This window comes from Enhygromyxa salina, assembly GCF_002994615.1.
Classification (GTDB): domain Bacteria; phylum Myxococcota_A; class Polyangia; order Nannocystales; family Nannocystaceae; genus Plesiocystis; species Plesiocystis salina_A.
Genome location: NZ_PVNK01000177.1, coordinates 20,969 through 44,499 on the forward strand (window position 1 = coordinate 20,969; position 23,531 = coordinate 44,499).

General features: G+C 70.0%; 19 protein-coding genes. 9 read left to right on the plus strand and 10 right to left on the minus strand.

Annotated features, from left to right (window positions below; genetic code table 11):
• Positions 1-331: 331 nt before the first annotated feature.
• Genes ENSA5_RS20535 through ENSA5_RS20550 form a run of 4 tightly spaced genes read right to left on the minus strand, consistent with a single transcriptional unit; the run spans position 332 to position 4,567 of the window.
• Positions 332-1,168 carry a formylglycine-generating enzyme family protein gene (locus ENSA5_RS20535; RefSeq protein WP_106393375.1) on the minus strand — a complete coding sequence of 279 codons (837 nt, stop codon included), beginning with the start codon at positions 1,166-1,168 and terminating at the stop codon, positions 332-334.
• Between the two features lie 44 nt (positions 1,169-1,212).
• Positions 1,213-1,968 (minus strand): class I SAM-dependent methyltransferase, encoded by a 756-nt coding sequence (locus tag ENSA5_RS20540; protein WP_106393376.1) that lies wholly within the window; start codon positions 1,966-1,968, stop codon positions 1,213-1,215.
• Positions 1,969-1,980: 12 nt separating this feature from the next.
• A complete protein-coding gene (locus tag ENSA5_RS20545) occupies positions 1,981-3,870 on the minus strand; it encodes a MutS-related protein (RefSeq protein ID WP_258182940.1) in 1,890 nt (629 codons plus the stop codon).
• Entirely contained in the window at positions 3,854-4,567 is a 714-nt protein-coding gene (locus tag ENSA5_RS20550; protein ID WP_106393377.1) for a hypothetical protein, read from the minus strand. Before ENSA5_RS20550 ends, ENSA5_RS20545 begins: the two co-directional genes overlap by 17 nt.
• A 182-nt stretch (positions 4,568-4,749) precedes the next feature.
• Here ENSA5_RS20550 and ENSA5_RS20555 point away from each other — a divergent pair, with 182 nt between their 5' ends.
• On the plus strand, positions 4,750-5,208 hold the full coding sequence (locus tag ENSA5_RS20555) for a hypothetical protein (protein WP_146155919.1): 459 nt from the start codon (positions 4,750-4,752) through the stop codon (positions 5,206-5,208).
• 12 nt (positions 5,209-5,220) lie between these two features.
• On the opposite strand, the gene ENSA5_RS20560 is transcribed toward ENSA5_RS20555, so the two are convergent.
• Positions 5,221-7,107, minus strand: a complete 1,887-nt coding sequence (locus ENSA5_RS20560) for an acetate/propionate family kinase (RefSeq protein WP_106393379.1) — start codon at positions 7,105-7,107, stop codon at positions 5,221-5,223.
• 62 nt (positions 7,108-7,169) lie between these two features.
• On the opposite strand from ENSA5_RS20560, the gene ENSA5_RS20565 reads away from it, so the two are divergent.
• Positions 7,170-8,960, plus strand: coding sequence for an acyl-CoA dehydrogenase family protein (locus ENSA5_RS20565; protein ID WP_106393380.1), 1,791 nt, complete (start codon positions 7,170-7,172; stop codon positions 8,958-8,960).
• On the opposite strand, the gene ENSA5_RS37975 is transcribed toward ENSA5_RS20565, so the two are convergent.
• Positions 8,957-10,063 (minus strand): CAP domain-containing protein, encoded by a 1,107-nt coding sequence (locus ENSA5_RS37975; RefSeq protein ID WP_181197987.1) that lies wholly within the window; start codon positions 10,061-10,063, stop codon positions 8,957-8,959. The two genes, ENSA5_RS20565 and ENSA5_RS37975, sit on opposite strands and share 4 nt — an antisense overlap.
• A gap of 236 nt (positions 10,064-10,299) precedes the next feature.
• Between ENSA5_RS37975 and amrB the strand changes: the two genes are divergently transcribed.
• The 3 genes from amrB (at position 10,300) to amrS (ending at position 12,933) form a co-directional block, all read left to right on the plus strand.
• Positions 10,300-11,148, plus strand: a complete 849-nt coding sequence (gene amrB, locus ENSA5_RS20580) for an AmmeMemoRadiSam system protein B (protein WP_106393382.1) — start codon at positions 10,300-10,302, stop codon at positions 11,146-11,148.
• Complete coding sequence (gene amrA / locus ENSA5_RS20585) at positions 11,145-11,738, plus strand: AmmeMemoRadiSam system protein A (RefSeq protein WP_106393383.1); 594 nt, start codon at positions 11,145-11,147, stop codon at positions 11,736-11,738. Before amrB ends, amrA begins: the two co-directional genes overlap by 4 nt.
• Before the next feature lie 127 nt (positions 11,739-11,865).
• Complete coding sequence (gene amrS / locus ENSA5_RS20590) at positions 11,866-12,933, plus strand: AmmeMemoRadiSam system radical SAM enzyme (RefSeq protein ID WP_258182941.1); 1,068 nt, start codon at positions 11,866-11,868, stop codon at positions 12,931-12,933.
• A gap of 6 nt (positions 12,934-12,939) precedes the next feature.
• On the opposite strand, the gene ENSA5_RS37980 is transcribed toward amrS, so the two are convergent.
• A complete protein-coding gene (locus tag ENSA5_RS37980; RefSeq protein ID WP_181197988.1) occupies positions 12,940-13,776 on the minus strand; it encodes a hypothetical protein in 837 nt (278 codons plus the stop codon).
• A 483-nt stretch (positions 13,777-14,259) separates the two neighbouring features.
• Here ENSA5_RS37980 and ENSA5_RS20600 point away from each other — a divergent pair, with 483 nt between their 5' ends.
• Entirely contained in the window at positions 14,260-14,601 is a 342-nt protein-coding gene (locus ENSA5_RS20600) for a hypothetical protein (RefSeq protein WP_146155920.1), read from the plus strand.
• A gap of 479 nt (positions 14,602-15,080) precedes the next feature.
• Here ENSA5_RS20600 and ENSA5_RS20605 read toward each other — a convergent pair whose 3' ends face one another.
• Both ENSA5_RS20605 and ybgF read right to left on the minus strand, forming a co-directional pair.
• Complete coding sequence (locus ENSA5_RS20605; protein WP_106393386.1) at positions 15,081-16,475, minus strand: LysM peptidoglycan-binding domain-containing protein; 1,395 nt, start codon at positions 16,473-16,475, stop codon at positions 15,081-15,083.
• Positions 16,476-16,489: 14 nt separating this feature from the next.
• A complete protein-coding gene (ybgF, locus tag ENSA5_RS20610; protein WP_146155921.1) occupies positions 16,490-17,524 on the minus strand; it encodes a tol-pal system protein YbgF in 1,035 nt (344 codons plus the stop codon).
• A gap of 310 nt (positions 17,525-17,834) precedes the next feature.
• Here ybgF and ENSA5_RS20615 point away from each other — a divergent pair, with 310 nt between their 5' ends.
• Positions 17,835-18,230 carry a hypothetical protein gene (locus ENSA5_RS20615; RefSeq protein WP_106393388.1) on the plus strand — a complete coding sequence of 132 codons (396 nt, stop codon included), beginning with the start codon at positions 17,835-17,837 and terminating at the stop codon, positions 18,228-18,230.
• Positions 18,231-18,239: 9 nt separating this feature from the next.
• Here ENSA5_RS20615 and ENSA5_RS20620 read toward each other — a convergent pair whose 3' ends face one another.
• Complete coding sequence (locus ENSA5_RS20620; RefSeq protein WP_146155922.1) at positions 18,240-18,851, minus strand: hypothetical protein; 612 nt, start codon at positions 18,849-18,851, stop codon at positions 18,240-18,242.
• A gap of 167 nt (positions 18,852-19,018) precedes the next feature.
• Between ENSA5_RS20620 and ENSA5_RS20625 the strand changes: the two genes are divergently transcribed.
• Together ENSA5_RS20625 and ENSA5_RS20630 are read left to right on the plus strand one after the other, a co-directional pair.
• Positions 19,019-20,851 (plus strand): IucA/IucC family protein, encoded by a 1,833-nt coding sequence (locus tag ENSA5_RS20625; RefSeq protein WP_181197989.1) that lies wholly within the window; start codon positions 19,019-19,021, stop codon positions 20,849-20,851.
• Between the two features lie 112 nt (positions 20,852-20,963).
• Positions 20,964-23,525 (plus strand): COG1470 family protein, encoded by a 2,562-nt coding sequence (locus tag ENSA5_RS20630; RefSeq protein ID WP_146155923.1) that lies wholly within the window; start codon positions 20,964-20,966, stop codon positions 23,523-23,525.
• The last annotated feature ends 6 nt before the right edge of the window (positions 23,526-23,531 follow it).

Below are 23,531 nucleotides of genomic sequence, written 5' to 3' on the forward strand. Positions count from 1 at the left end.
CCTCGCGTGGGTGCCAAAAAACGGGTCGCAGGCTGAATTTCCTGTATGTCATAGCCCAGGGGGAACCGCAGCGCATACTGTAGGATACTTCAGTGTTCATTGCGCCAACTCACAATCTGAAGGGCGAGTATGTCCATTTGTCGCAGGCCTTTCGCTCAGCTAATGGTTACAGAATTGTGTGTTGTGAGTGCCATGATACGCCGACGGTAGACGGACGGTGGACGGACGGTAGACGGACGGTGGACAGACGGTGGGCGGACGATCAATCGCGGCACCGCCCGCCACCTGGCAGGCGATCCTCCACATCCATGTCCGGGTCGGAGTGGACCCTTCAGCCGCAGCAACGAAACCCGAGCGCGTTATCGCGTTCGCCGCGGACCCGGCGACTGTTGGCGGCGCAGCGCATGTTGTCGCCGTCGCTGTAGCGCGATCCCCCGCGTCGCCTGCACTCGGTCGCGCCGTCCCCGGTCGCGCTCTCGCACGAGTTGGTCCACTCCCAGACGTTTCCGCTCATGTCGAACAAACCCGGAGCCCCGCCCTCGCAGGTCGAGAGCGAGCCGCCAGCGAGGAGCGCGTCTTGCCCGGAGTCCTCACCATTGCACGCGGCGGCTTCGTAGTCGGGCCCGTAGGGGTAGCCCTGCGCGCCCGCGCTCGAGCACGCTCGATACCAGGTGTCGCCCTCGGCGTCCTCGGCGTTGTCCCAGTCCGACGCGCCGCCCGTGACCGCGCCGCACAGCTCCTTGCCCGACCACGCGCAAAAGACCATCGCGTCGCACCAGTCGACGCCGACGACCGGCAGCGTGGGATCGAGATCGTCAGCCCACTCCTCGGGCTCGAAGTCACTCTTCCACTCGCAGCCGGGGGGCAAGATCTCGACGTCGAACTCGACCTCGAGCATCAGCGCGTACTGGCCGTTGTCGACCTCGGTCGCGTCGATCTGAAAGCCGCCGCCGTCGACCATGGTCGCGCTCGGGCAGGTCCCGCACGCCGGGGTCCCGCAGATGTCCGCGCAGTCCCCCTCGCCGAGCCCGGTGCCCTCGTCGAAGGCGCCCTCTTCGCTCTCCTCGTCGTCACCATCTCCAGACCCGCCGCCGTTGCAGCCGAGCGTGGCCATCGAGCCGAGGACAAAGAGCGCGAGCAAGGACTGAGGTGCGATCAAACCGGACATCGGCCAAGTTTAGCGCGCTCGGGGCCCCGACCGGGAAGCTTGATTTAGGCCTGGGATCCGCGACGGGCGATTGCGACCATGAGCTCAGATTCGGCGCCATACGCCGTCCCATCGAAGTCGCCCGCGAGCTCGACGAGCTCGAGCCCGGCCTCGCTCAGGCCTCGGCGCAATTGCTTCGCGAGCACGTAGCGCTGGCGTAGCGTGCCCTCGACACCGTCCTCGCTGCCCACGCGGACGTGGAGATAGGTCGCATCGATCCGCTGGCGCGGCTTGTCCCAGGCGCTGCGCTCGAGCACCTCCCAGGCCTCGCCGTCGATGTCCACGGTCTTGACCCGCTCGATCCAGCTCGGATCCTGGTCGTCGGGATCGGCCTCCGCGTGGAAGCCGTCGGCCGCCCACGCGTCGAGGATCAGGAGGCCGTCGTCGGTCAGCAGCGCGGCGGCCCGGGCCAGGGCGGCCGCGAGCGCGGCCTCGTCGAGCAGGCAGTAGAGCCCACCGTGGGGGATGATGACCCGCTCGAAGCGACGTCCGAGCTCGACCGTACGCATGTCGCCCTCGACCAGCTCGATCTCGCCCTGCGCGACCGGGCGGGCCGCGGCGAGGGCGAGCTGGCCTGGATCGAGATCGACGCCGACCAGCGAGCGGCCGGGCTCGGCCAGCGCCGCGAGGACCCGGGCGTCGCCGCAGCCGAGCTCGACGATCGAGCGGGCCCCGGCGCAGCGTCGGCGGTAGAACTCGACATCGCCGGGGTTGCCGTCGTGGACGGCGGCGTAGAGCCGGGCCGGGTACTCGTCGCTCACGCCCCGCTTATCTCATACGTCCAGCCCGACCGAGCGCATCAAGGCCAGCGCGTTCGACTTGCGCACGACCCCCTCGCGCATGCGGTAGTCGAAGTGCAGCTCGCCGTCGCGCAGATCGTCCTGGAAATGGACGTTGGTCGCGGCCGGGGCCAGGGCCTCGGCGGCCTTTGCGAGCGCGAGGTCGTGGGTCGTGAGCAGGCCGATCGCGCCGCGCTCGAGCAAGCTGCGCAGGAGCGCCTCGGCGCCGATCCGCCGGTCGTGGGAGTTGGTCCCGTGGAAGATCTCGTCGAGCAGGAACAGGGTCGGCGCGGCGTCGGCGAGCTCGCTGACCGTGCGCAGGCGCGTGAGCTCCGCCCAAAAGCGCGACGCGCCCTCGCGCAGCGAGTCCTGGACGCGCAGCGTGGCCCCGATCCGGACCGGCGTCAGGCGCAGGGAGCTCGCGCGCACGGGCGCCCCGGCCAGGGCCAGGACCACGTTGGTGCCGACCGTGCGCAAAAAGGTGCTCTTGCCCGACATGTTCGAGCCGCTGATCACGTGGGCGCGGACCGGGGGGCACAGGCGCAGATCGTTGCGCACGCAGGTGGCCCGAGGCAGCAGCGGGTGGCCGAGATCACAGCCCTCGAGGATCGCCTGGCCCTGCTCGGGGTCGTCGGCCTCGGCGTCATCGAGGATCTCGGGGAACACGTCGTCGGGGTTCTCGAACGCGTGGCTGGCGAGGGACGACAGCGCCTCGATCTCGCCGAGCGCCGCGATCCAGGCCACGATCTGCGGCCCGTGACGCCGCCGCCAGCGCTCGATCGCGAGGGCGAAGTTCGGCCCCCACATCAAGACCAGGGCGATCGGCGCGAACAGCCCGTTGCGCTGAGCCTCGTACCAGCCAGCCAGACGCCGAAGCCCCGCGACAGCGTCCCCTGCCCCCAGATCATCGGTCCGCAGCGCGTCGCGCAGCTCGACGAGGCGAGGATCTTCGAAGCGCTCGCGCTCGACTCGGGCGAGGACCGCGGCGAGGACCCCGAGCTCGTGGCTGTTGCGATCGGCCGGGCCCGCGACCCGAGCCAGGGTGTCCCCGAGCGAGCGGTAGACCCAGGCCTCGATCCCGAGCACGACCAGGAGCGCCCACACGCCCAGGCCCATGGCCCACGCGACGACGCCCGCGACGGCGAGGGCCGGCAACACGAGGGCGGCGATCGGCAGCCAGCGCCGGGTCTTGGTCGAGAACAGCGGCGGCGCGCGGCCCCAGTCGATCAGGACCTCGGGCCGGACCTCGACCCGCGCCGCCGCGCCGAGCACCGCCAGATCCTCACGCAGATCGACCGCGTCGATCAGCGCCCGGACCGAGCGCTGGCGGGCGCGGATCTGCCCGGGCTCGACCCGCTGCGTGGCGTGGATCGTCAGCCAGCGCGCGAGCTGCTCCTCGCCTGCGCGGGTCCGCGCGCGACACACGAGATCGAAGACCGAGCCCTCGCCAAACAGATCGAGGTCAGCCCAGTAGGGGTGGTCGGGGTCGGCGTGGTCCGTGGTCGTCGCGCCCTTGCCAGCCCAGCGATCGGCGCAGCGGTCGAGCCCCTCGCGGTAGTGGGCCAGCGCCCGGCGGGCGGCGTCGCGCCGCTCGAGCACGCGCTCGTGGATCACGAGCAAGATCACGAAGGCCGCGACCGGGATGCCCAGCGTCAGCCACGGCAGCGACAGCTGCCAGCCGGCGACGACCAGGATCAAGAACGCGACAAAGCAGGCCACGCGCGCCCGGGACAGGCGCGCGTCCTGGCGCTCGAGCGAGGCCACCACCAGCTCGCGTTCGCGGGCGCGCTCGCGATAGAGCGCGCGGGCGCGCTCGCGGGGATCCGCGGCCTCGCTGCTCGCGGCCAGCTCGGCGCCAGCGTCTTGGTCAGGGCGCAGGGTCACCCGTGCTCGCTAGCGCGGCCTTCGCCGCCTCGAAGTTGGCGTGCTTGACCGCGACCTTGCCCTGGAGCTGCGCGGTCGCGAGGGACATGTCGTCGACGAAGGGGATCTTGGTCTTGCCGTCGATCACGAACGCGCGGGCGTCCCCCTCGCCCTCGATCGCGCAGTTCGCGGGCTCGCTCTTCCAGTTGTCGAACATCTCGGACCACGCGAGGCACTCGTCGCCGGTCAGCACGTAGGTCTTGCCGCCCGTGCACGCGATCACCGAGTCCCCGGCCACGGTCCCGGCCGAGCCGAGCCCGGCGTGGAGCGCGTCGCGGACGAACACGAAGCTCTTGTAGACCGTGACCCCGGCCTCGGTGTCGGTGTAGGCGACCTGGCAGGGCGAGTAGAGCGAGAATTCGAGCTTGCGCTCCTTGGCGCCGTCGGACTCGACGAGCAGCGCGCCGTCGATCATCCACGCGACCGGCTTGCCCGCGACCTCGCCCTCGAGCACCCACGAGCCCTGCCAGCTGGCCTCGGCGGCCTCGAAGTCGAAGGCGGCGAAGGGCCCCTTCGGCGCGTCCTTCGGCGTCTCGGGCGTCGGCTCCTTGGTCCGCTCGCCCGAGGGCGCGTCCTCGGGTTTCTCGTCCTTGCCCCCGCACCCGAGCACGAGCAGGCCGGCGAGGGCACAGATCGAGGCTTGCTTGCTGCCGTTCATCGGTGGGCGACTGTAGCCGACCAGGCACCTCTCGTCGCCCTCCTGATCCGCGAAGCTTGCGCACTTTTGCCCCTGTAGGTCCCTTATGGTCCGAAAGATCAAAAGGTGTACACATAGCTAGTCAAACGACGTACAGTTGCCGCGCCCTCACCGGCCCCAGCATCACCGTGCCCGTCCAATCCATGAGCCACATCGCCCCGAACATCGAGCTTGGTGAGACCCGAGACGGGTTGTGGGTCGCGGCGGCCGCCGGGCGCGGGCGGCTCTCGCAGATCTGCGCGACGGTCGTGCGCATCGACGTCGAGGGCCACGCCTACGTCGAGTTCGCCGAGTCCATGATGCCGCGCATGGACCAGCTCGTCGCCGAGCTCGGCCACGTCTACCTCGGCATCGACGCCGAGGGCATGGCCAGCTACGACGCCCGCTTTCGCTACCTGTGGACCGAGTGGATCAAGCACAACAACGCCGCGATCGACGGGCTGCTGTTCCTCTATCGCAGCCGCGCGGTCCAGAGCGTCGCGGTCATCATCAACGCGGTCACGGGCAGCGATCTGGTCGAGGCCTGCGGAGATCGTGACAACTTCGAAGATCGCCTGGCCGAGGCCGTGCTCAGCTGCCGCTCGACGACCGCGCGGGTCTGAGTCTGGCCCGGTTCACACGAGCCGGCTGGCCACGACCTTGCGCTTGGTCAGCCGCGCGGCGCCGCCGGTCAAGACCAGCATGCCCTCGGTCCGGGGGCTGAGGTCGGCCGCGTTGGCCTCATCGGTGTCAATATGCATCTCGAGCGCGTATTTGGGCGAGACGCGGACCATCACGTCGCCGAACACCAGGTCGCGCCCGGTCGTCGGCGAGTTGACGGCGACCTCGACGACGTCGCGATCGACGACCCCGTAGTGAGCCGCGTCGTCCGGTGTCATGTGAATGTGGCGCCACGCGCAGATCACCCCCTCGCGCAGCTGGACCGCGCCCTTGGGCCCGCGCAGGGTGATCCCCGGGCTGTTGGCGACGTCGCCCGAGGCCCGGACCGGCGCATCGATCCCGAGGTGGAACTCGTCGGTCCGGCTGATCTCGACCTGGCAGCGCGGGCGAACCGGCCCGAGCACGCGCACGCGCTCGATGCTGCGCTTGGGTCCGATCAGATCGACGGTCTCCTCGCACGCGAACTGGCCCGGCTGCGACAGCGGCTTGCGCAGGGTCAGCTCGTGGCCCTCGCCGAACAGGGCGGCCACGACCTCCGGGGTCAGGTGGACGTGGCGGGCCGAGATAGCGATCGGGATCGGCCGCGCGCGGTCCTCGTCGTGGTGACCGACCTTGTCGAGCGAGGCCAGCAGCGCCGCGGCCTCCCGAGCCATCTCGAGCTGCTCGTCGGTTGCGATCGCTAGCAGGCGCACGCGGCTGTGGTCGGCGCTCAGCTCGGCGATCTCGCCCGTCTCGACCGAGGCGTCGCGGTTGCGATCTTCGTCGAGGCGGGCGCCGAGGTACTCGAGGCGCTGGCACGCGCGGTGGCGGATCAGCGCGCTGTGCTGGCCGATGCCGCCGGTGAACACGATCCCGTCGACGCCGCCCATGACCGCCGCGTAGGCCCCGATGTACTTGCGCAGGCGGTGGGCGAACACGTGGATCGCGAGGCGGCAGTCCTCGTCGCCGTCGGCTGCGCGTCGCTCGATGTCCCGCATGTCGTTGCCGACACCCGAGAGGCCCGCGAGCCCGCTGCGTGCGTTGAGCAGCTCGTCGAGCCCGTCGACGTCGAGCTCGCCGCTGCGCAGCAAGTGGAGCATCACGCCCGGATCGAGATCGCCGCTGCGCGTGCCCATTGCCAGGCCCTCGAGCGGGGTCATGCCCATGCTGGTCTCGACCGAGCGCCCATACTCGACGGCGCAGACCGAGCAGCCGCTGCCGAGGTGGCAGGTGATCAGGCGCAGGTCACGGATGTCCTCGCCGAGGTGCTCGGCCGCGCGGGCGGCCACGTAGGCGTGGCTGGGGCCGTGAAAGCCGTAGCGACGAATGCCGTGACGGACGGCGAGCTCGCGCGGGATCGCGTAGGCCTGGGCGCGTCGGGGCAGGGTCTGGTGGAAGGCCGTGTCGAACACCGCGACGTGCTCGAGCCCGGGCAACAGCTGCTTGGCTGCCCGGATCCCCGCGAGGTTGGCCGGGTTGTGCAGCGGCGCGAGCGGAGCCAAGGCTGCGATCGCGGCCTCGACCTCGGCGTCGATCCGCGCGGGGTCGGCGAAGTGCTCGCCGCCGTGAACCACGCGATGAACGACGCCATCGAGGGTCAGCTCCGCCGCCGTGAGACGCTCGCGGATCGCGGGCAGGACCTCGGCGAGCGCGGCGCCATGATCGGCCCCAGCGCCGGCCTCGAGCGGGTACGGGTCCTCGCCTCGCTCGGCCCACGGACCCCGCCAGCGCAGAGCCGTCGCCGCCCCGTCGCGCTCCCCGACGCGCTCGACCACGAACCCGCCGTGGCGACGCCCCGACTCGGTGTTGACGACCTCGGCCTTGATCGACGAGCTCCCGCAGTTAATCACCAGCACGTGCATGGGGCGGCTTGTAACACGGCCGGCTCGCCGAGCCCGGGCACAAGCGCTACGCTCGCGCGGCCATGGACGAAGCGCGCAAGCCCAAGAAAGTGCCCGGGAGCAAGCCCGAAGACAACGAGCTGTCCTTCGCTCGCCAGATGTTCTTCGGCTCGGTCGAGGACGACGAGGTCTTCCCCTACCCCGACGAGCTCAGCGCCGAAGAGCGCGAGACCCTCGGCTCGCTGCTCGGACCTCTCGATCGCTTCTTGCGCGAGCGCATCGACGAGTCCGACATCAACCACGACAAGCTGCTCGATCCCGAGCTGATCGACGAGCTCAAGCAGATGGGCCTGTTCGGGCTGATCATCCCGACCGAGTACGACGGCCTCGGGCTGTCCAACACCGGCTACGCCCGCTTGTTCGAGCGGATCGCGGCGACCAGCGCGAGCATCGCGGTCACGATCGGCGCGCACCAGTCGATCGGCCTCAAGGGCATCTTGCTGTTCGGCACCGACGACCAAAAGCAGCGCTACCTGCCCGACCTCGCCCTCGGTGAGAAGGTCGCGGCCTTTTGCCTGACCGAGCCGAGCTCGGGCTCCGACGCCGCCAGCATTCGGACCCGCGCGACGCTCTCGGACGACGGCGAGCACTGGGTGCTCGAGGGCAGCAAGCTTTGGATCACCAACGGCGGGTTCGCCGACATCATGACCGTGTTCGCCCAGACGCCCGTGGAGATCGACGGCGAGGTCAAGGATCGCATCACCGCCTTCATCGTCGAGCGCGAGCTCGGCGGGGTCGAGAGCGGCCCCGAAGAGCACAAGCTCGGGCTCAAGGGATCGAGCACGACGGCGATCCACTTCGACGGCTGCAAGATCCCCAAGGCCAACGTGCTCGGCGAGGTCGGGGGCGGGTTCAAGATCGCGATGACGATCCTCAACAACGGTCGCTTCGGGCTCGCGGCCGGCTGTGTCGGCGGCGCCAAGCGGCTGATCCGCGACGCCGCGAGCTACGCCAACCAGCGGACCCAGTTCAACAAGAAGCTCAGCGAGTTCGGGCTGATCAAGAAGAAGTTCGCGACCATGGCCCTCAACGTCTACGCGGCCGAGTCGATGACCTACATGACCTGCGGGCTGATCGACCGGGGCGAGCGCGACTACGCGATCGAGGCCGCGATGTCCAAGGTGTTCGCGTCCGAGATGATGTGGAGCGTGGCCAACGAGAGCCTCCAGATCATGGGCGGGCTCGGCTACTCGCGCGAGTACGCGTTCGAGCGCTTCGTCCGCGACAGCCGCATCAACATGATCTTCGAGGGCACCAACGAGATCCTCCGCCTGTTCATCGGGCTGTCGGGTATCCAGGCCCCGGGCAAGCACCTGCGCGAGCTCGCCAGCGCGCTCAAGGATCCGCTCGAGAACTACAGCATGCTCCTGACCGAGCTGGTCTCGCGCGTCCGCGAGCGGGTCATCACCGAGGAGCTCGACCGCGCCCACCCCAAGCTCAAGCGGCCCGCCGTATTGATCGAGGAGAAGGCCGACGCCTTCGGCCAGGTCGTCGAGCGCCTGCTCCGACACCACGGCAAGTCGATCATCGACGAGCAGCTGCTCGTCGAGCGGATCGCCGACGTCGCGATCGATCTCTACGCGATGGTCGCCGTCGTGTCCCGGGCCACCCGCGCGCTCGAAGAGGGTCGCAAGGCCGCCACGCACGAGGCCCAGCTCGCCTCGGTGTTCTGCGAGCGCGCCAACCGGCGCATCCGTCGGCGGCTGCGCGCGGTCGAGCAGGGCCGCAAGAACGGCGACGTCCAGCTCCGCGAGATCGCCGAGGCCCTGCTCGGCAACGGCGCCTACCTGCCCACCCACCCCGTCCTGGACTAGCAGTCGACGATCTCGACGTCGTAGCTGATCGGGGCTCCGGCCCCGCTGACCTCGACGTGGTAGGTCGTCCCGGCCTCGGCGCTCCAGCCCATCGGGATCAGGGTGATCGCGCTGGTGCTGCCGTAGCCCGAGCTCAGGTTCGTGATCGAGACCGGGCGATCCTGGCCGTCGACGGTCACGCTGACCTCGGCGCCGCCGAGGTTCAGCTCGTCGCTTTGGATCGTCCAGCCGGTCTCGTCGAGGCCCTCGCCCCACCACAGCGGGTTGATCGCCTCGGCCGGGAACTCGCCCGGGGGCGGCCACGCGGTCCACTGCTTGCCCGCGTTGCCGTTGCCGCCGATCGTCCACATGCACGAGTAGGTGTCGCTCGAGCCGATGCCCGTGGGCCCGAGAGAGTTCGACAGGATCCAGCGGCGATGGCCCATGGTCGAGGCGTTGCCGTAGTCGACCATGTACAGATCCACGGCGGTCACGGCCGCGGTCCCGGCGATGTTGGAGCTGCCCGCGCCCTGCGATCCCTCGGCGCTCCAACACGTCCAGTTCATCGGCGGGGAGTGGCTCAGCGCGTCGTTGGCGTCCATCATCAGCGCGCAGGCCTGGGCCTTGGCGTTGCGGTCGGCGGAGGTCGTGACCGGCGGCAGATCGGCGAGCCAGCGATAGAGGTTGATCTGCCTCAAGCTGCGCTCGCGCCACGCCGCGTCCATGTCACCCGCGTTACAGCCGTTGACGGAGCCGCTCCAGTTGCCCTCCGAGAGGTCGGCCCGGTCACTGTTCCAGCGCTCGCAGACCGACTGCGAGTCACCGTCGCCATCGCCCGAGTCCCCATCTCCGGGACCGCCGTCGCCATCGCCACTGTCGCCATCGCCCGAGTCCCCGTCGCCGTCCCCCGAGTCCCCGTCACCATCGCCACTGTCGCCATCACCAGGGTCGCCATCGCCGGGATCGCCATCGCCCGAGTCCCCGTCCCCGGGATCTCCATCGCCGAGATCTCCGTTCGAGAGCCCTACCCCAGTCTCGGTCCCAAGACTGTCCCCGAAGTCTCCAACACCCTGGTAACAGGCGAGCGAAGTCGCCACGCTGAGCAACCACCAAGTTCGACGCATCAGCCGAGTAGACCATAATATCGCGTCCAGGTTGGCCCGGAATCCAAGCGCGTGCGCGTTTTTTACGCACCCCCTCCAGGGTCCGCCTGATCTCAGTCTCCCAGGACCCAGGGGCCGAGCGCAGCGAGGTTGTCGGTGCGCAGCCCCGAGTCAGGAGACGCGAGAGGCAGCCGGCGCAGCATCTGCTGCGTGGCCGATGACCCTGGCCCAATCCTTCGTGCCATGATCGACCCCCAGTGGGAGCTCCACCTAAAGTCTCCCGGACCCACGGGTCCGAGCACGCCCCGGAGCAAAGAACCCGGGCGCCAGCTTGTGCTGGCCGCTTCTACCCTGCCTCGCCCGCGCAGCTCGGCGAAGCCGTGGACGGCTTGCTCGCCGGGGCCACTCCCGGTCCGAGCGCGGCCAAGGGCGTGATCGCCCCGCACGCGGGCTACGCCTACTCGGGCCCGATCGCCGCGACGGCCTACGCCAGCCTCCGCGCGCGCGCCCAGGAGATCGAGCGGGTCGTGCTGCTCGGGCCGGCGCACCATGTCTACCTCGACGGCCTCGCGCTGCCCAAGGCCGACGCCTTCGCCACGCCGCTCGGCGAGGTCGAGCTCGACGCCGGGCTCGCGGCGCGGGTGCTCGAGCTCCCGCAGGTTCAGCGCAGCGCCGAGGCCCACGCGCGCGAGCACTCCCTCGAGGTCCACCTCCCCTTTCTCCAGGCGATCTTGCCCCGCTTTCGCCTGCTCCCCCTCGTCGTCGGTGACGCGACGCCCGAACAAGTCGCCGAGGTCCTCGAGCTGTGTTGGGGCGGACCCGAGACCGCGATCGTGATCTCCAGCGACCTCTCGCACTACCACGACTACGCCCAGGCCACCCAGCTCGACCGCGCGACCGCCGAGTCGATCGTCGGGGCGACCCGTCCCGGGCTCGATCCCCGCCGGGCCTGCGGCGCGCGCTGCATCGACGGCCTCCTCGCCCTCGGCCAACGTCACGCGATCGCCGTCGAGCTCCTCGACCTGCGCAACTCCGGCGACACCGCGGGACCGCGGGACCAGGTCGTGGGCTACGGCGCCTTCGCGATCCGGGAGGGCCGCTCATGACCGACCCCCTCGACATCGACCCCGCGCTGATCCTCGCGATCGCGCGGGGGGCCGTCGACGAGCGCTTCGGCGCGACCAAGATGCTGATCCCGCCCCGCGCCTGGCTCGACGAGCACGCCGCGACCTTCGTGACCATCCACCGGGCCGAGCAGCTCCACGGCTGCATCGGCTCACTCGAGGCCCGCCGGAGCCTGCGCGAGGATGTCCGCCACAACGCGGTCATGGCCGCGTTCAACGATCCGCGCACGCGAGCGCTGCGGGCCGACGAGCTCGAGCTCATGCGCGTGTCGGTCTCGGTCCTCGGGCTGCGCTCGCCGCTCGAGGTCGCCAACGAAGCCGACGCCCGCCAGCAGCTGCGCCCCCACGTCGACGGGCTGGTGCTCACCTGCAAGGGCAAGCGTGGCGTGTTCCTCCCGCAGGTCTGGGAGTCGCTGCCCGAGCCCGGCGCGTTCCTCGACAGCCTCAAGCGCAAGGCCGGGCTGCGCGCGAGCTTTTGGAGCCCGGACTTGAAGCTCGAGCGCTTCAGCGTGCGCAAGTTCGAGGAGCCGCGCACCCGGTTCGCGCAAAATGCTCAAGGCTGGTGGCATTGATCGCCCTTTCCGGGGTGTTGGAGACTCTGCCACCCACGGCCGCTCGCTCGCTTCGCTCCCGCTCTCGGTGGGCCGGGCGCAGCGAGGTTGTCGGGCCGCAGGCCCGAGTCTTGGAGACGATAAAGACGTGACGACTCACTATCGGGGGCGGTTTTGGCATCGGCGGGAGGATGGGCGGGTGGTCTGTGATCTTTGCCCTCGGGACTGTGCGCTTGGAGACGGACAGCGGGGGCTGTGCTTCGTGCGCCAAAACGTTGGGGGGGAGATGGTTCTGACGACCTATGGCCGGTCTTCGGGGCTGTGCATCGACCCGATCGAGAAGAAGCCGCTGAACCATTTTTATCCGGGGTCGAGCGTGCTCTCGCTGGGGACGGCGGGGTGCAACCTGAGCTGCAAGTTCTGCCAGAACTGGGACATCTCGAAGTCGCGCGACATGGACACGCTGACGACGGCGGCGTCGCCCGAGGCGATCGCCGGGGCGGCCCGGCGCCACGAGTGCAAGAGCGTCGCGTTCACCTACAACGATCCGACGATCTTCGCGGAGTACGCGATGGACATCGCCGACGCGTGCCACGAGCGCGGGCTGAAGACGGTGGCGGTGACGGCGGGCTACATCCACGCCCAGGCGCGGACCGAATTCTACGCCAAGCTCGACGCGGCCAACGTCGACCTCAAGGGCTTCTCGGATCACTTCTATCGCAAGCTGACGGGAGGGCGGCTCGCGGCCGTGCTCGAGACCCTCGAGTACCTGGTCCACGAGACCGAGGTCTGGACCGAGATCACGACCCTGGTCATCCCGGGGCACAACGACAGCGACACCGAGTTGCGCGCGCAGTGCGAGTGGATCGTCGAGCGGCTCGGGCCCGACGTGCCGCTCCACTTCTCGGCCTTCCACCCCGACTTCAAGCTGCTCGACATCCCGCCCACGCCGACCGCGACCCTTCGTCGAGCCCGCGAGATCGCCAGGGCCAGCGGGATCCGTCACGTCTACACGGGCAACGTCCACGACGTCGCGGGTGACACCAGCTCGTGCGCGAGCTGTGGCGAACAACTGATCGTCCGCGACTGGTACACGCTGCTTCGCTATCGCCTGACGGCCACGGGCGCGTGTCCCCGCTGCGCGACGCCGCTCGCTGGCCACTTCGACGCGCAGCCTGGCGATTTTGGCCGCAAGCGGCTGCGCGTCGTGGTCTGAGTCAGCCTATTGGCCGTAGGGGCCACCACCGGGCGGATAGCCACCACCACCGGGAGGCGGCGCCGCACCGCCACCGGGGCGCGGGGGCGCCGAGCCACCGCTTTGACCGCTCGGCGGGTAGCCGCCACCTTGCGGCTGCTGCGGCTGCTGCGGTTGCTGATAACCACCTTGCTGGGGCTGCTGGTAGCCCTGCTGCGGCTGGACCTGGGCGGGCTGCTGGTAGCCCTGCTGCGGCTGGGCCTGAGCGGGCTGCGCGTGGGCTTGGACCTGGGCCGGAGCGTTCGCGGGCATCGGAATGTCGGGGACCTCGACACCGACCATCTTGGCGTACAAGAAGCCCGCCCCAGCGAACACCACGGCCGACGTCAGGAGCGTGGTGAACGAGCCTGCCACCGCGTGCCAACTCGGCCACTGGAACACGGTCTTGAGCAGAGAGTCGAGGCCGACGACCGTCGCAACCGCGCCGACGAGCGCGATCGCTCCGGCTGTCAGGCGCAGCGCCTTGGGCTGCTGCTCATGGTTGGTCTTGGGCACCGCGAACATGATCGCCCCCCCAACGACGACAGCACCGACGAGCAGGTCGGGCAGCGCCGCCTTGATGCGCGGGACGAACTCCTTGAAGGTCAGCAGCAGGTGGAGCAAGCCCTGGAGCCCGCCAGCGAACAGCGCGGTGCCGACCATGATCAGTGTACCGACGATCACCTTCAGGCCGATCTGGTCGTCCTCGCGCCACGAGCACTCCCCCGATGAGCGCTTGCCCCAAAACAGCAGGATGTAGATCGCTGCGGCGACGGGGAGAGCGAAGGCGGCGGCGACCGAGCCGAACACCCCCCCGCCATCCATGGGTACACCGGGTATCGAAGGGGCCAAAGCCGCGAGAGTCACGAGCGAGTTGGGTGGCATCGCCAGCATCCTAGAGCGATGAAGGTCCGCGTGTCACGCCGCGCAGCGAGAAAGGTCGGCCGCTCGAGCCCGGGCAGACGCGATCCCGACCATGCGATCCGAGCGCGAACTGTCCCATTGGACAGCTGCTCCAATGACGCTGCACCTGTAATCGATACACTCAGACGGTAAAGTGGTCTTAAGTACACGATTCGGTTCCAGAACGGCCCCGCTGCACGCCTGGAACCCCCTGTCCGAAAGACCATTTCGGGGGCGTTTTTGGGGCAGATCCATGCCTCGTCCGCATATCGATATACGGCGAAAACGAGGTGCCAGAGCCTTTTTTCCGCCAGTTCACCAAAAAATCCACTGGTACTGGACCCTCACAAAAACAAAGCTAAATCAGAGCTTGTCATCGGTCGCACAAGGAGTAATGGTCATTGCGTGGCCTTGAGCTCTTTCAAGTTTCATGTGCGGCGAGGCCACCTTCGCCTGCACTTCTCCAGCGGCCGGGGCCACGACCTCGAGGGGCGCGCGGTCATGCCCGTGGTCGCCTTCGCGGCCGACCTGGTGGCCGAGGTCGCTCGGCGCAAGCGAGGCCGGCTGGAGGGCCTCAGCGTCGATCTCGGCCGCGGAATCCTGCGCGCGACGGTCGACGGCAAAGAGGGCATCGAGGTCGTGTGCATCGACGGCTGGGACTTCGAGACCGTCGTCCGCCCGAGCTCGGCCCCCCTGATCGAGTGGGCCGAGCACCGCTTCGACTGCCCCCTCGCCGAGCGTTGCTAATCCCCCACCCGAAGTCCGTTCCAGGCGAGGTGCGGACGCCCGTGGGGGTCTAAAGGATCCAGCCCCCTTCCAGGGGGCCACGCAGGCGACTGCGAAGCTCACCCCAGCCCACCGAGAGAGGGAGCGCAGCGACCGAACGACCGGCCGCTTGCGGCCGTGCGTGGCAGAGTCGCCAACGCCTGTGGGGGTCTAAACCAGCCAGCCCCCTTCCAGGGGGCCACGCAAGCGACTGCGAAGCTCACCCCAGCCCACCGAGAGAGGGAGCGCAGCGACCGAACGACCGGCCGCTTGCGGCCGTGCGTGGCAGAGTCGCTAACGCCTGTGGGGGTCTAAACCAGCCAGCCCCCTTCTAGGGGGCCACGCAAGCGACTGCGAAGCTCACCCCAGCCCACCGAGAGAGGGAGCGCAGCGACCGAACGACCGGCCGCTTGCGGCCGTGCGTGGCAGAGTCGCTAACGCCTGTGGGGGTCTAAAACAACCTACGAGCCCCCGAGCTCGAGTTCGCCGGAGGCCGAAGCCTCGCCGTCGCCGCTGCGGGTCGAGCCGTCAGCGCTGGCGCGCCGCTCGCTGCGTTTGCTGGCCTCGTAGGGGTCGAAGTCGGGGGCCTCTTCGCCGGCCGCGATGATCTCGACGTGGTCCCCGGTCACGATCTCGCGGGTCGAGTCGGTGACCACGGTCAGCGCGCTGTCGCCCTCGATCTGCAGGACCAGCAGCTGCGCGACGACCCGCCGGGGGTGGCCCTTGTCGTAGGGCTGGTGGAGCCGATGGTCGGGCGTGTAGGCGTCGCCTTTTTGGACGACCTCGAGGGTGTTGCCCCGGCGAATCCCGTCTTGGGCCCCGAGGTTGACGATCACGAACTGGGTCTCGCCGTTGATCGTCTGCTCGCGGATCGTCTCGACGACCAGGCCATTGAGCGTGACGTCGTTGGTCGCGGGAGAGACCCGCGCGAAGCGAGTCTTGAGCTCGCCGACCCGTTGCCCGCGCTCGACCGGACGCACGGCGTCCACGACCTCGGCCTCGGCCGACTTCTCGGCCACGTCGCGGACGTAGACCTCACCGACGACCTCGACCAGCCAGCCGATCCGCTTGCCCTGCTTGTGCTTTTGCTTCTTGCCCTTGACCTTGATGTCGTAGACCGCCTTCTTCTTGCGGTACACGCTCAGGCGCTCGCCGGGGATCGGCGGGTTCTCGGGCTTGTAGCTGATGTAGGCGGTGTCCAGCGTGCCCATCATGATCGCCGCCTCGGCGCCGCCGGTGATCTCCATGGCCTGGTCGATCTCCTCCTCGTCGATGAACGCGTAGCGCTCGAGCAGGTAGGTCTGACTGCTGGGTTGGCTGGGATCGTAAGTCTCGGCGAAGCTCAGGCCGTCGCCGCCGGGGCCGGTGACGGTGTCGTAGGGGTCGGTCAGGCGGATGCGATCACCGGGGAAGATCCAGTGCGCGTTGGTGATGTGCGGGTTGTAGGACCAGACCTTCGGCCACAGGTACATGTCGCCGTAGTAGTAGGCGCAGATCCCCGACAGCGTGTCGCCCTCTTGGACGATGTGATAGTCGGGCGTGGTCTGCTCCCAGCCGTTTTCAGCGTAGAGCCCGACGTCGATGATGTCGTAGCCGAGCTGATCGCCCTGACCGCTCGGGCCGTAGGTCTGATCGGCCGCCTGGGCCCGCGGCCGATCGAGCAAGCCTGGATCGGAGGTCGTGCTCGGGTCGTACTCGCCCTGGGGCGGCGGCGAGAACCCGCCGATGCCGACGCTGGCCCCGGCGCCGCCGTCATTCGACGGCGGGCTCGCGGCGGCGGTCCCGGCCGTCGACAACTCGACAGCGGCGAACAACAAGAACAGACCGGGGAGACTCGTTCGAAGCGAGAGGCGCATGGGACTCCGTGGATTCAGTCGCCGAGATCGGCGAGCTTGCGCTTGGCGATCTTGCTGGCCTCTGCCCGAGGATAGGCAGCGACGAGCTGGGTGAGGACGTCGCGGGCGTTGGCAGCATCGCCGAGCCGCCCGTAGCACAGTCCGATCTTGAGCAGCGCGTCGGGGGCCTTGTTGCCGCCGCCGTACTGCTCGACGACCTTGGTGAAGGCCGCGAGCGCGTCGGCGTAGTGAGCCTGATCGTAGGCGGCCTCGCCCTGCCAGTAGAGCGCGTTGTCGGCGTAGTCGTGGTTGGGGTGGGCGCGGACGATCGCCGCGAACGCGGCCTCGGCGTCGCCGTAGCGGCCCTCGCGATAGATCCTCATCGCGGCCTTGTAATCCTTGATCACGCCCGAGTCGCGATCGCTGCTGCGCTTGCTGGTGCTGGACTTGCGCTTGGTCGCCTGGACCAGCTTGCTGCCGACGAGGCGATAGCTGGCCGGCTCGCCGCCGACGTCGGCGGCGGCGTACGCGGGCGCCTCATCGACGAGCTCATCGTGGTCGACGCCGCCGCGGGCGTCGACGACATACTGGCTGCCGACCTGCTCGGGGGCGCCGCTGTGGGGGACCGGAGACAGGGCGATCGAGCCGCTCGGGCGCGGGGCGGAGGTCGGCTGGGCGACCGCTCCGTGGCGGTCGATCGAGCGCTCGTGAGGCGTGAGCTTGACGACCGGAAGCTCGCGCGGGCCGTCGTGCTCGGGCTCGGCCCAGGTGTCGCCGGGGTCGACCGCGTAGCTGTCGTAGCCGGATCCGCCGAGGCTGGTGCTGGCGGCGCCCCAGTCGGCGCCGCCGTGCTCGAGCAGGCGCACGCGCTCTTCGAGGTTTTGAACCCGCGTGCGCAAGCCGGCATTTTCGCGCCGCAGCTGCGCGACCTCCGAGTCACGTTGCTCGACGCCCGGGGCCTCGGTCTCGGCTTGGTTGGCGGCACAGCCAGCGGCGAGCAGCGGGAGCGAGAGGCAGACCAGCGCCGCCTTGGCCCCAGAGAGTGAGAGTCGTCGTTGCTGAACCGGCATGCAGTACCTCGGCGAGCGAACCCGCGTTCGAGTGCCTGGCCCGAGGGGCACTGGGCACCAATGTGCGATCAGGCTAGCAAGCGCGGGGCGAGCTGGGAAAAAAGCCACAAAGCCAGGTGACGGGGCGCCCCCCACCCCGTGAAGCATGGGGCAGGATGGGACGGAGAACCCGACTTTGGGTATGTTCCGCCCCATCCGAGACAGCGCACTGGCCTCGGCTGAATCTGTGCGCGACTGATCCGTCGGTCAGCGCACTCACTGCCGCGCCATCGGGGCGCGCACCTCACTCACCACCGGAGACCCACAGTCCATGCGTGCTCGTCGCTCTTTCGCTCTCGCCTCATTCCTCGCCATCGCCGTTGCCATCCCCACCACTGCCCACGCCGCCGACAAGACCGGCAGCGAAGGTCAAGCCAAGACGGTAGAGGTCCTGAGCCCCTCCGCGGACGCCTACGTCAAGTATCATGGCCGGCTGTTCGTCACCGCCGGCAAGTCGACGGTCGAGTATCGCTGGGGCGGCACCTCCTGCGGCAGCCGGACGCTGTCAGCCGACATGATCCAGGTCCTCGTCGAGTCGATCCGCCAGGATGGCGAGGTCAACATCGCCCCGCGTTACCAGAACGGCCAGGGCTCGGCCAAGTGCCTGGTCGGGTTCTCGCTCCGCAACAACAACAAGCGGGGCCGGGTCAGCAAGCCGCCGACCTGAGTAGGCCGGTCAGGCGCCCACCGCGGGGCGCCGAAATGGCGCCCCGTCGAGGCCCCGCGCGAGGGCCCGACGGTGGCTCCTCAGCTGCCGATTGACGCTGTTCCACCGGCGGATATCGGCTTGCACGCTCATGTCTTCGCGGATCGCACGCTCGGCGCTGATCCGGCGGCGCTCCGCCATCGCCTCGCCCATGCGGCCCCCGAGGTTGGCTCCGCCGACGAGCAAGGAGGTGGTGATTACCGTGAGCATCAGCCCGCCCACGATCGGCATCTGAACCCCGGCCGCGAGCCAGCAAAACCCGCCGCCGAGCGCGGCTCCGACTCCAGTTGCGATCGCGCGGGTGCGCCGGATGACGCGCTGACCGGCCGCCTCCGCGGCGCTGAGCCGACGGGACCGCGCCGAGGCGACCGCCCGAATCAGCGCAGCGCCCCGGCGATCCTCGTCGCAACACAGCTCGACGTGGGCCTCGAAGTCGCCGCGCCGGACGTGGAGCCTGACGCTCTCGTCGGACACAGCCTCGGTCCGGGTCGTGTAGCCCAGCCGGCGCGGAAACGAGGTGCTCCACGCGCCCGCGACCGCGCCGACCAGCATCTCGAAGTCGTCGGCGATCTGCCTACGCATACAACCCGCACGCGTCACCGCCCACGCGACCTCGCGCGCACCGTCCATCCTGATCAAAGTAGGCCGACTCGAGGGCTTCGTCCAGGCACGGGCCCAAGACAGGCCAAATTCGCGGGCGGAAACAGCGCTGATGCCAGGCCCCCGGGCGCAGCAGTACCGTCGTCGAGTTGACCCGGCAAAGCGACCCGCTCCGAACACCCACGACGATGGCGCTCGCGCGCCAGGCTCAGGCTTGGCTGCGCTGGGTCGAGCTGGTGTGGCGCGGCCCGCTGTTTGCTTCAGCCGAGATCACGCCGCCCGTCTCGGCGGCCTGGCTCTCGGAGTTGTGTGCCAGGATCTGGCCGGCCGCGGTCCACGAGATCGCGGCGAGAGTGCTGCTCGCGGGGGTCCGGGAGCGGCTGCTCGACGGGGGCTACGGCGCGGACACAGTCGAGATCGAGCTCGATGACGGCGCGCTGACGGTGCCGCTGCGACGCCGCGGCCCCTTCGAGCTTCACTGGCCGGAGCTCGAGCTCGAGCTCGATCCGCGCCTCGACGATCCCCTGGCCACCGTCGCGCAGGTGTGCGCCCGGGCAGGCCTGGACCCACGCAACCGCGATCGGGTCGGCGTCGAGATCCTCGACTCGATCGTCAACCTCGCCCAGGCCCGAGTCGCCGACGAGCTCCGCTCGCTCGTCGCGCGCGACCCCGCGCGCTGGGGAGTCGACGCGGACGATCCTCGCCTCCGAGATCCCGAGCACTTCGTGACCGACGGCCACCCCTGGCATCCCATGACCCGCACGCGCCTCGGCCTCTCGCGCGCCGCCGTCTTGCGCCACGCGCCCGAGCAGCTCGCGTTCAACCGGGTCCGCTGCGTCGACGTCGACGCCGCGATCGTGCGCGTCGCGGGCGAGTGGAGCGACGAGTCCGCGCGGTGGTTTGGGGCCGCGCCGTCGGGCTTCGTCCGCGTCCCGATCCACCCGGCCGCGCCCGCGAACCTCCGCCGGCTGTTCCCGGGCCTGATCGAGCGCGGCGCGATCCGTCCCAGCCAGGCCCCCGCCCTGCCCTGCCGCTCGCTCCTGAGCCTGCGCACGCTCGCGCTCGCGCCGACCCGTCAGCTCAAGCTCGCGTGCCCCGTGCACACGACCTCGACCCGGCGCGTGGTCTCACCGATGAGCGTTCACAACGGCCCGCAGGTGTCACGGCTGATCGCCGCCATCCAGCGCCGCGATCCGCTGACCGCCGAGCTGCACCTGCTGCCCGAGCCGGCCGCGGCGGGGCTCGAGCCCGCGCGCGTCGGCCCGCGCGCGTCGGAGCTCGGGGCGATCCTCCGCGTCGTACCCGAGCTCGGGACGGGCGAGCAGGCCTGGGTCTGCGCCGCGATCGGCGAGCGCTGGCCGGGGACCGAGGAGCTCGTCCTCGACCGGGCCAGCGCCGGCTACCCGGGCGGGCGACGCGAGCGCGTCGAGGCCCTGATCGACGACTGGATCGCCAAGCTGTGTCCGGCGGCGCTGCGACTGCTGTCGGTCTACGGCGTCGCGCTCGAGCTCCACACCCAAAACACCCTCGCGTGCGTGGCCGAGGGCCGGCTGCGAGCGATCTGGGTCCGGGATCTCGGCGGCATTCGGATCCACGCGCCGCGCCTGCGCGCGCTCGCGATCGAGCAGCCGAGCTTCGCCGACGGCTCCTTCATCGTGACCGACGATCTCGACGAGGTCCGGGGCAAGCTCGAGCACACGCTGTTTCACGCCCACTTCACCAGCCTGTTCGCGGTCGCGGGCACCCTCGGCGTCGACGAGCGCCGATCCTGGGCCAAGCTGCGCCGCTGCGTCACCGACTGCTACACAGCCTGGCGATCCGAGACAGGAACGAACGCGCAGCGCCGCCGCGATCTCGACGACGACCTCCGCGCCCTGACCCGCCCGCAGGTCCGCGCCAAGGCCCTCCTGAGCATGCGTCTGTTCCAGCGTAGCTCGGACTACGACTACACCACGGTCGACAACGCGCTGTCCCCCAGCTGAGATGGGATCGGTTTTCGCCTTTCGACGACTACCCACCGGGCTGAGAAGCGCTTGCACAGCTGACAAATTCATCCGAACCTCACGCCAGTTGCGCGCCGCAACTCGTCAGCCCGTGAGCTCCTCTGTTCTCAGTGATCGCCTCGCTCGGGTCACCGGTCTGGCCTGGTTGGTGGCGACGTGCTTCGCGCTCGTCACGCTGGCGTGGCCGAGCCCGGCGCGAGCCGAGACCTGGGGCCAGTACCTGGTCGTCGTCGACGACTCGGGCAGCATGAACAGCAGCGATCCCGACCGGATCGTGATGCTCGCCTCGCTCGCGCTCGCGGCTTCGCTGAGCGACGCCGATCAGATCATGATCGTCGGCCTCAACGAACTCGCCGACGGCGGGGTCAACGGCCCGCGCTTCGTGTCGCCGCGCGAGCTGCTCGCCGAGCGCGACGGCGGCGAGGGTGAGCGCGCGTTGGCGGGAGCCGCCTTCGATCAGATGGCCGTCCACCAAGGCGGCACGCCCTGCAGGCAAGCCCTCGATCGCGCGGCCGAGCTGCTCGAGGCCGTGGCCGCCGCTGGCGCCCCGCAGACCCTGCTGATGCTGACCGACGGGGCCTGCAGCGGCGCGATCGAGCCGGCCCAGTCGTGGCTCGCCAGGCTCCAGAGCCACGCCGACCAGCGCTTTCGCTTCGCGCTGCTGAGCAAGAAGCAAACCAGCGGGCGCGTCGATCCAGCCCTGGTCGCCTACGCCACCGCGACGGGCTGGACCACCGATCCCAACATCTCCTTCGACTCGCGCTCGCTGCTGCAGGCCTTCGCCGAGGTCCTGTCCTTCTCCCGCGGGCTGCGCTACGACGGCGGCGGCCGGGTCGGCCTCGACCGCAGCTTCGCCGGCGCCCGCGAGGTCCGCGTGCTGGCCGTGAGCACCGAGGGCCAGGCGCCGATCAGCCTCGCGTTCACCGACGCGAGCATGGGCTCGCGCGAGGATCCGCTGACCGGCGGCCCCACCTACAAGCACGGCGACTACGGCTGGAGCCTCCGGGTCGCCCGCAGCGGCGCCCACGAGCTGCCCTTCTCCGTCCGCTCGCCCGACGCGGGCGTCGAGGTCCTCGTCATCCCCAGCTACGGGGCCCTCCGCGTCGAGGCCGTGGTCGGTCCGTGCACGGCGGGTCCGGGCCCGGGCGACGACGGGCGCCCGCCGCTGCCGTGGACCCGCGAGCAAGCCGTGCGCTCGGGCCAGCCCGCGTGCGCGTGGGCCCGGCTGGTCGGCGATCGCGGCGAGACCATCCACCCCAACCACTCCTTCGCCTTCGAGCTCGAGGTCTGCGAGGACGCGGCCTGCGAGCGCTCGTCGGCCATGCAGCCCGACCAAGACGGGACCCACAACGCCCAGCTCGGGGTCATGCCCGAGGGCCGAAGCGAGCGCTGGTTTCGGGCCCACGGCGGCTCGCTCGCCAGCCCGGTCACGGCTCGGCGCGGCATCCAGGCCGTCGCCTTCGGCATCACCTCGGTCGCGCGCACCGACCAGCCCGACCAGCCGATCGACGGGCTCGAGCTCGGGGTCCTCCCGCAGGCGCTGCCCTCGGTCGTCACGCTCGAGCTCTCGGGCAGCTTCCCCGACGGCGGCGAGGCCGAGGTCCGCTGCGAGATCGCTGGCGACACCGGGCAGGCCAACCTGCTCGCCGGCGAGCTGCCCTGCCTGCGCTGTGTACCCAAGCCGACGACCGTCGGGCTTCAAGATCCCTTCACGGTCCAGGTCGAGGTCGCGGCGTCGAGCTTCTGCCCGCTCGTGTCCGACGCCCTGGGCCAGCTGCCGGTCGCCCTCGACCTCGTCGTCGAGGCCACGGGCGCGGCCGAGAAGGTCGGCGAGCGGCGGGTGCCGATCCGCGCGAGCTTGCGCCACGCGCTCATCGAAGCGCAGGCCGCCGAGGTCACCGGTGGCGAGTCGGCCAGCGCGACCTTGCGCTTCCCGGGCCCGGTCAACGCCGCCGTCGAGCTCGAGCTCGTCGCCCGCGACGAAGACCTCCCCGAGGGCCTCGCGCTCGCCCTCGATCAGAGCGAGCTGCGCCTGACCGGCGAGCCCGGCAGCGAGGCCGAGGTCAGCATCTCGCTGACCGCGACCGACTGCTGCGCCGCGGGCAGCTACGCCTACTCGCTCCTCGTCCACGACCGCGCAGGTGGGCCCGCCCTCGACATCCCGCTGACCGTGACCGTGGCCAAGCCCAGCTTCTGGGTCTGCCCCGGCAAGATCATCTTGAAGTGGACCCTCGTCGCCTTCGGCCTCGGCTTCTCGATCTGGCTGATCCGGGGGTTCACCTCGCCGGCCAAGTTCGCCGAGACCGCGGTCCTCGCCCGATCCGAGAGCCACGAGGCCCTGTCCAAGCTCACCGAGGGCGACGAAGACTGGCGCCTGGTTCGCTCGCTCGACACGACCAAGCGCGGCTTCTACACGCCCGCGACCGTCCACCTTGGCGGGCCCAAGGCCGCGCTCCCGAGCCTGCGCGAGCTCCCGGCCGACGCGCGGATCGAGGCCCGCGGCCACGGCAACGCGACCCTCGTCGTCGAGGCCGAGGGCATCGAAATCTTCAAGGAATCGTCGGGCTGGCAGCCAGTCCCGACCGGCGAGCTCCCGATCGGCAGCAGCATCGTGCTGCGCCGCGACGACACCTACCTGATGTTCCGGCGCTGACGCGCG

Coding starts and splice junctions, on each gene's coding strand:
- ENSA5_RS20535 (WP_106393375.1), bottom strand. CDS start 1,168: ATGTCCGGTTTGATCGCACCTCAGTCCTTGCTCGCGCTCTTTGTCCTC.
- amrA (WP_106393383.1), top strand. CDS start 11,145: ATGACCGACCCCCTCGACATCGACCCCGCGCTGATCCTCGCGATCGCG.
- ENSA5_RS37975 (WP_181197987.1), bottom strand. CDS start 10,063: ATGCGTCGAACTTGGTGGTTGCTCAGCGTGGCGACTTCGCTCGCCTGT.
- ENSA5_RS37980 (WP_181197988.1), bottom strand. CDS start 13,776: ATGGATGGCGGGGGGGTGTTCGGCTCGGTCGCCGCCGCCTTCGCTCTC.
- ybgF (WP_146155921.1), bottom strand. CDS start 17,524: ATGCCGGTTCAGCAACGACGACTCTCACTCTCTGGGGCCAAGGCGGCG.
- ENSA5_RS20615 (WP_106393388.1), top strand. CDS start 17,835: ATGCGTGCTCGTCGCTCTTTCGCTCTCGCCTCATTCCTCGCCATCGCC.
- ENSA5_RS20565 (WP_106393380.1), top strand. CDS start 7,170: ATGGACGAAGCGCGCAAGCCCAAGAAAGTGCCCGGGAGCAAGCCCGAA.
- ENSA5_RS20605 (WP_106393386.1), bottom strand. CDS start 16,475: ATGCGCCTCTCGCTTCGAACGAGTCTCCCCGGTCTGTTCTTGTTGTTC.
- ENSA5_RS20555 (WP_146155919.1), top strand. CDS start 4,750: ATGAGCCACATCGCCCCGAACATCGAGCTTGGTGAGACCCGAGACGGG.
- ENSA5_RS20620 (WP_146155922.1), bottom strand. CDS start 18,851: ATGCGTAGGCAGATCGCCGACGACTTCGAGATGCTGGTCGGCGCGGTC.
- ENSA5_RS20550 (WP_106393377.1), bottom strand. CDS start 4,567: ATGAACGGCAGCAAGCAAGCCTCGATCTGTGCCCTCGCCGGCCTGCTC.
- ENSA5_RS20560 (WP_106393379.1), bottom strand. CDS start 7,107: ATGCACGTGCTGGTGATTAACTGCGGGAGCTCGTCGATCAAGGCCGAG.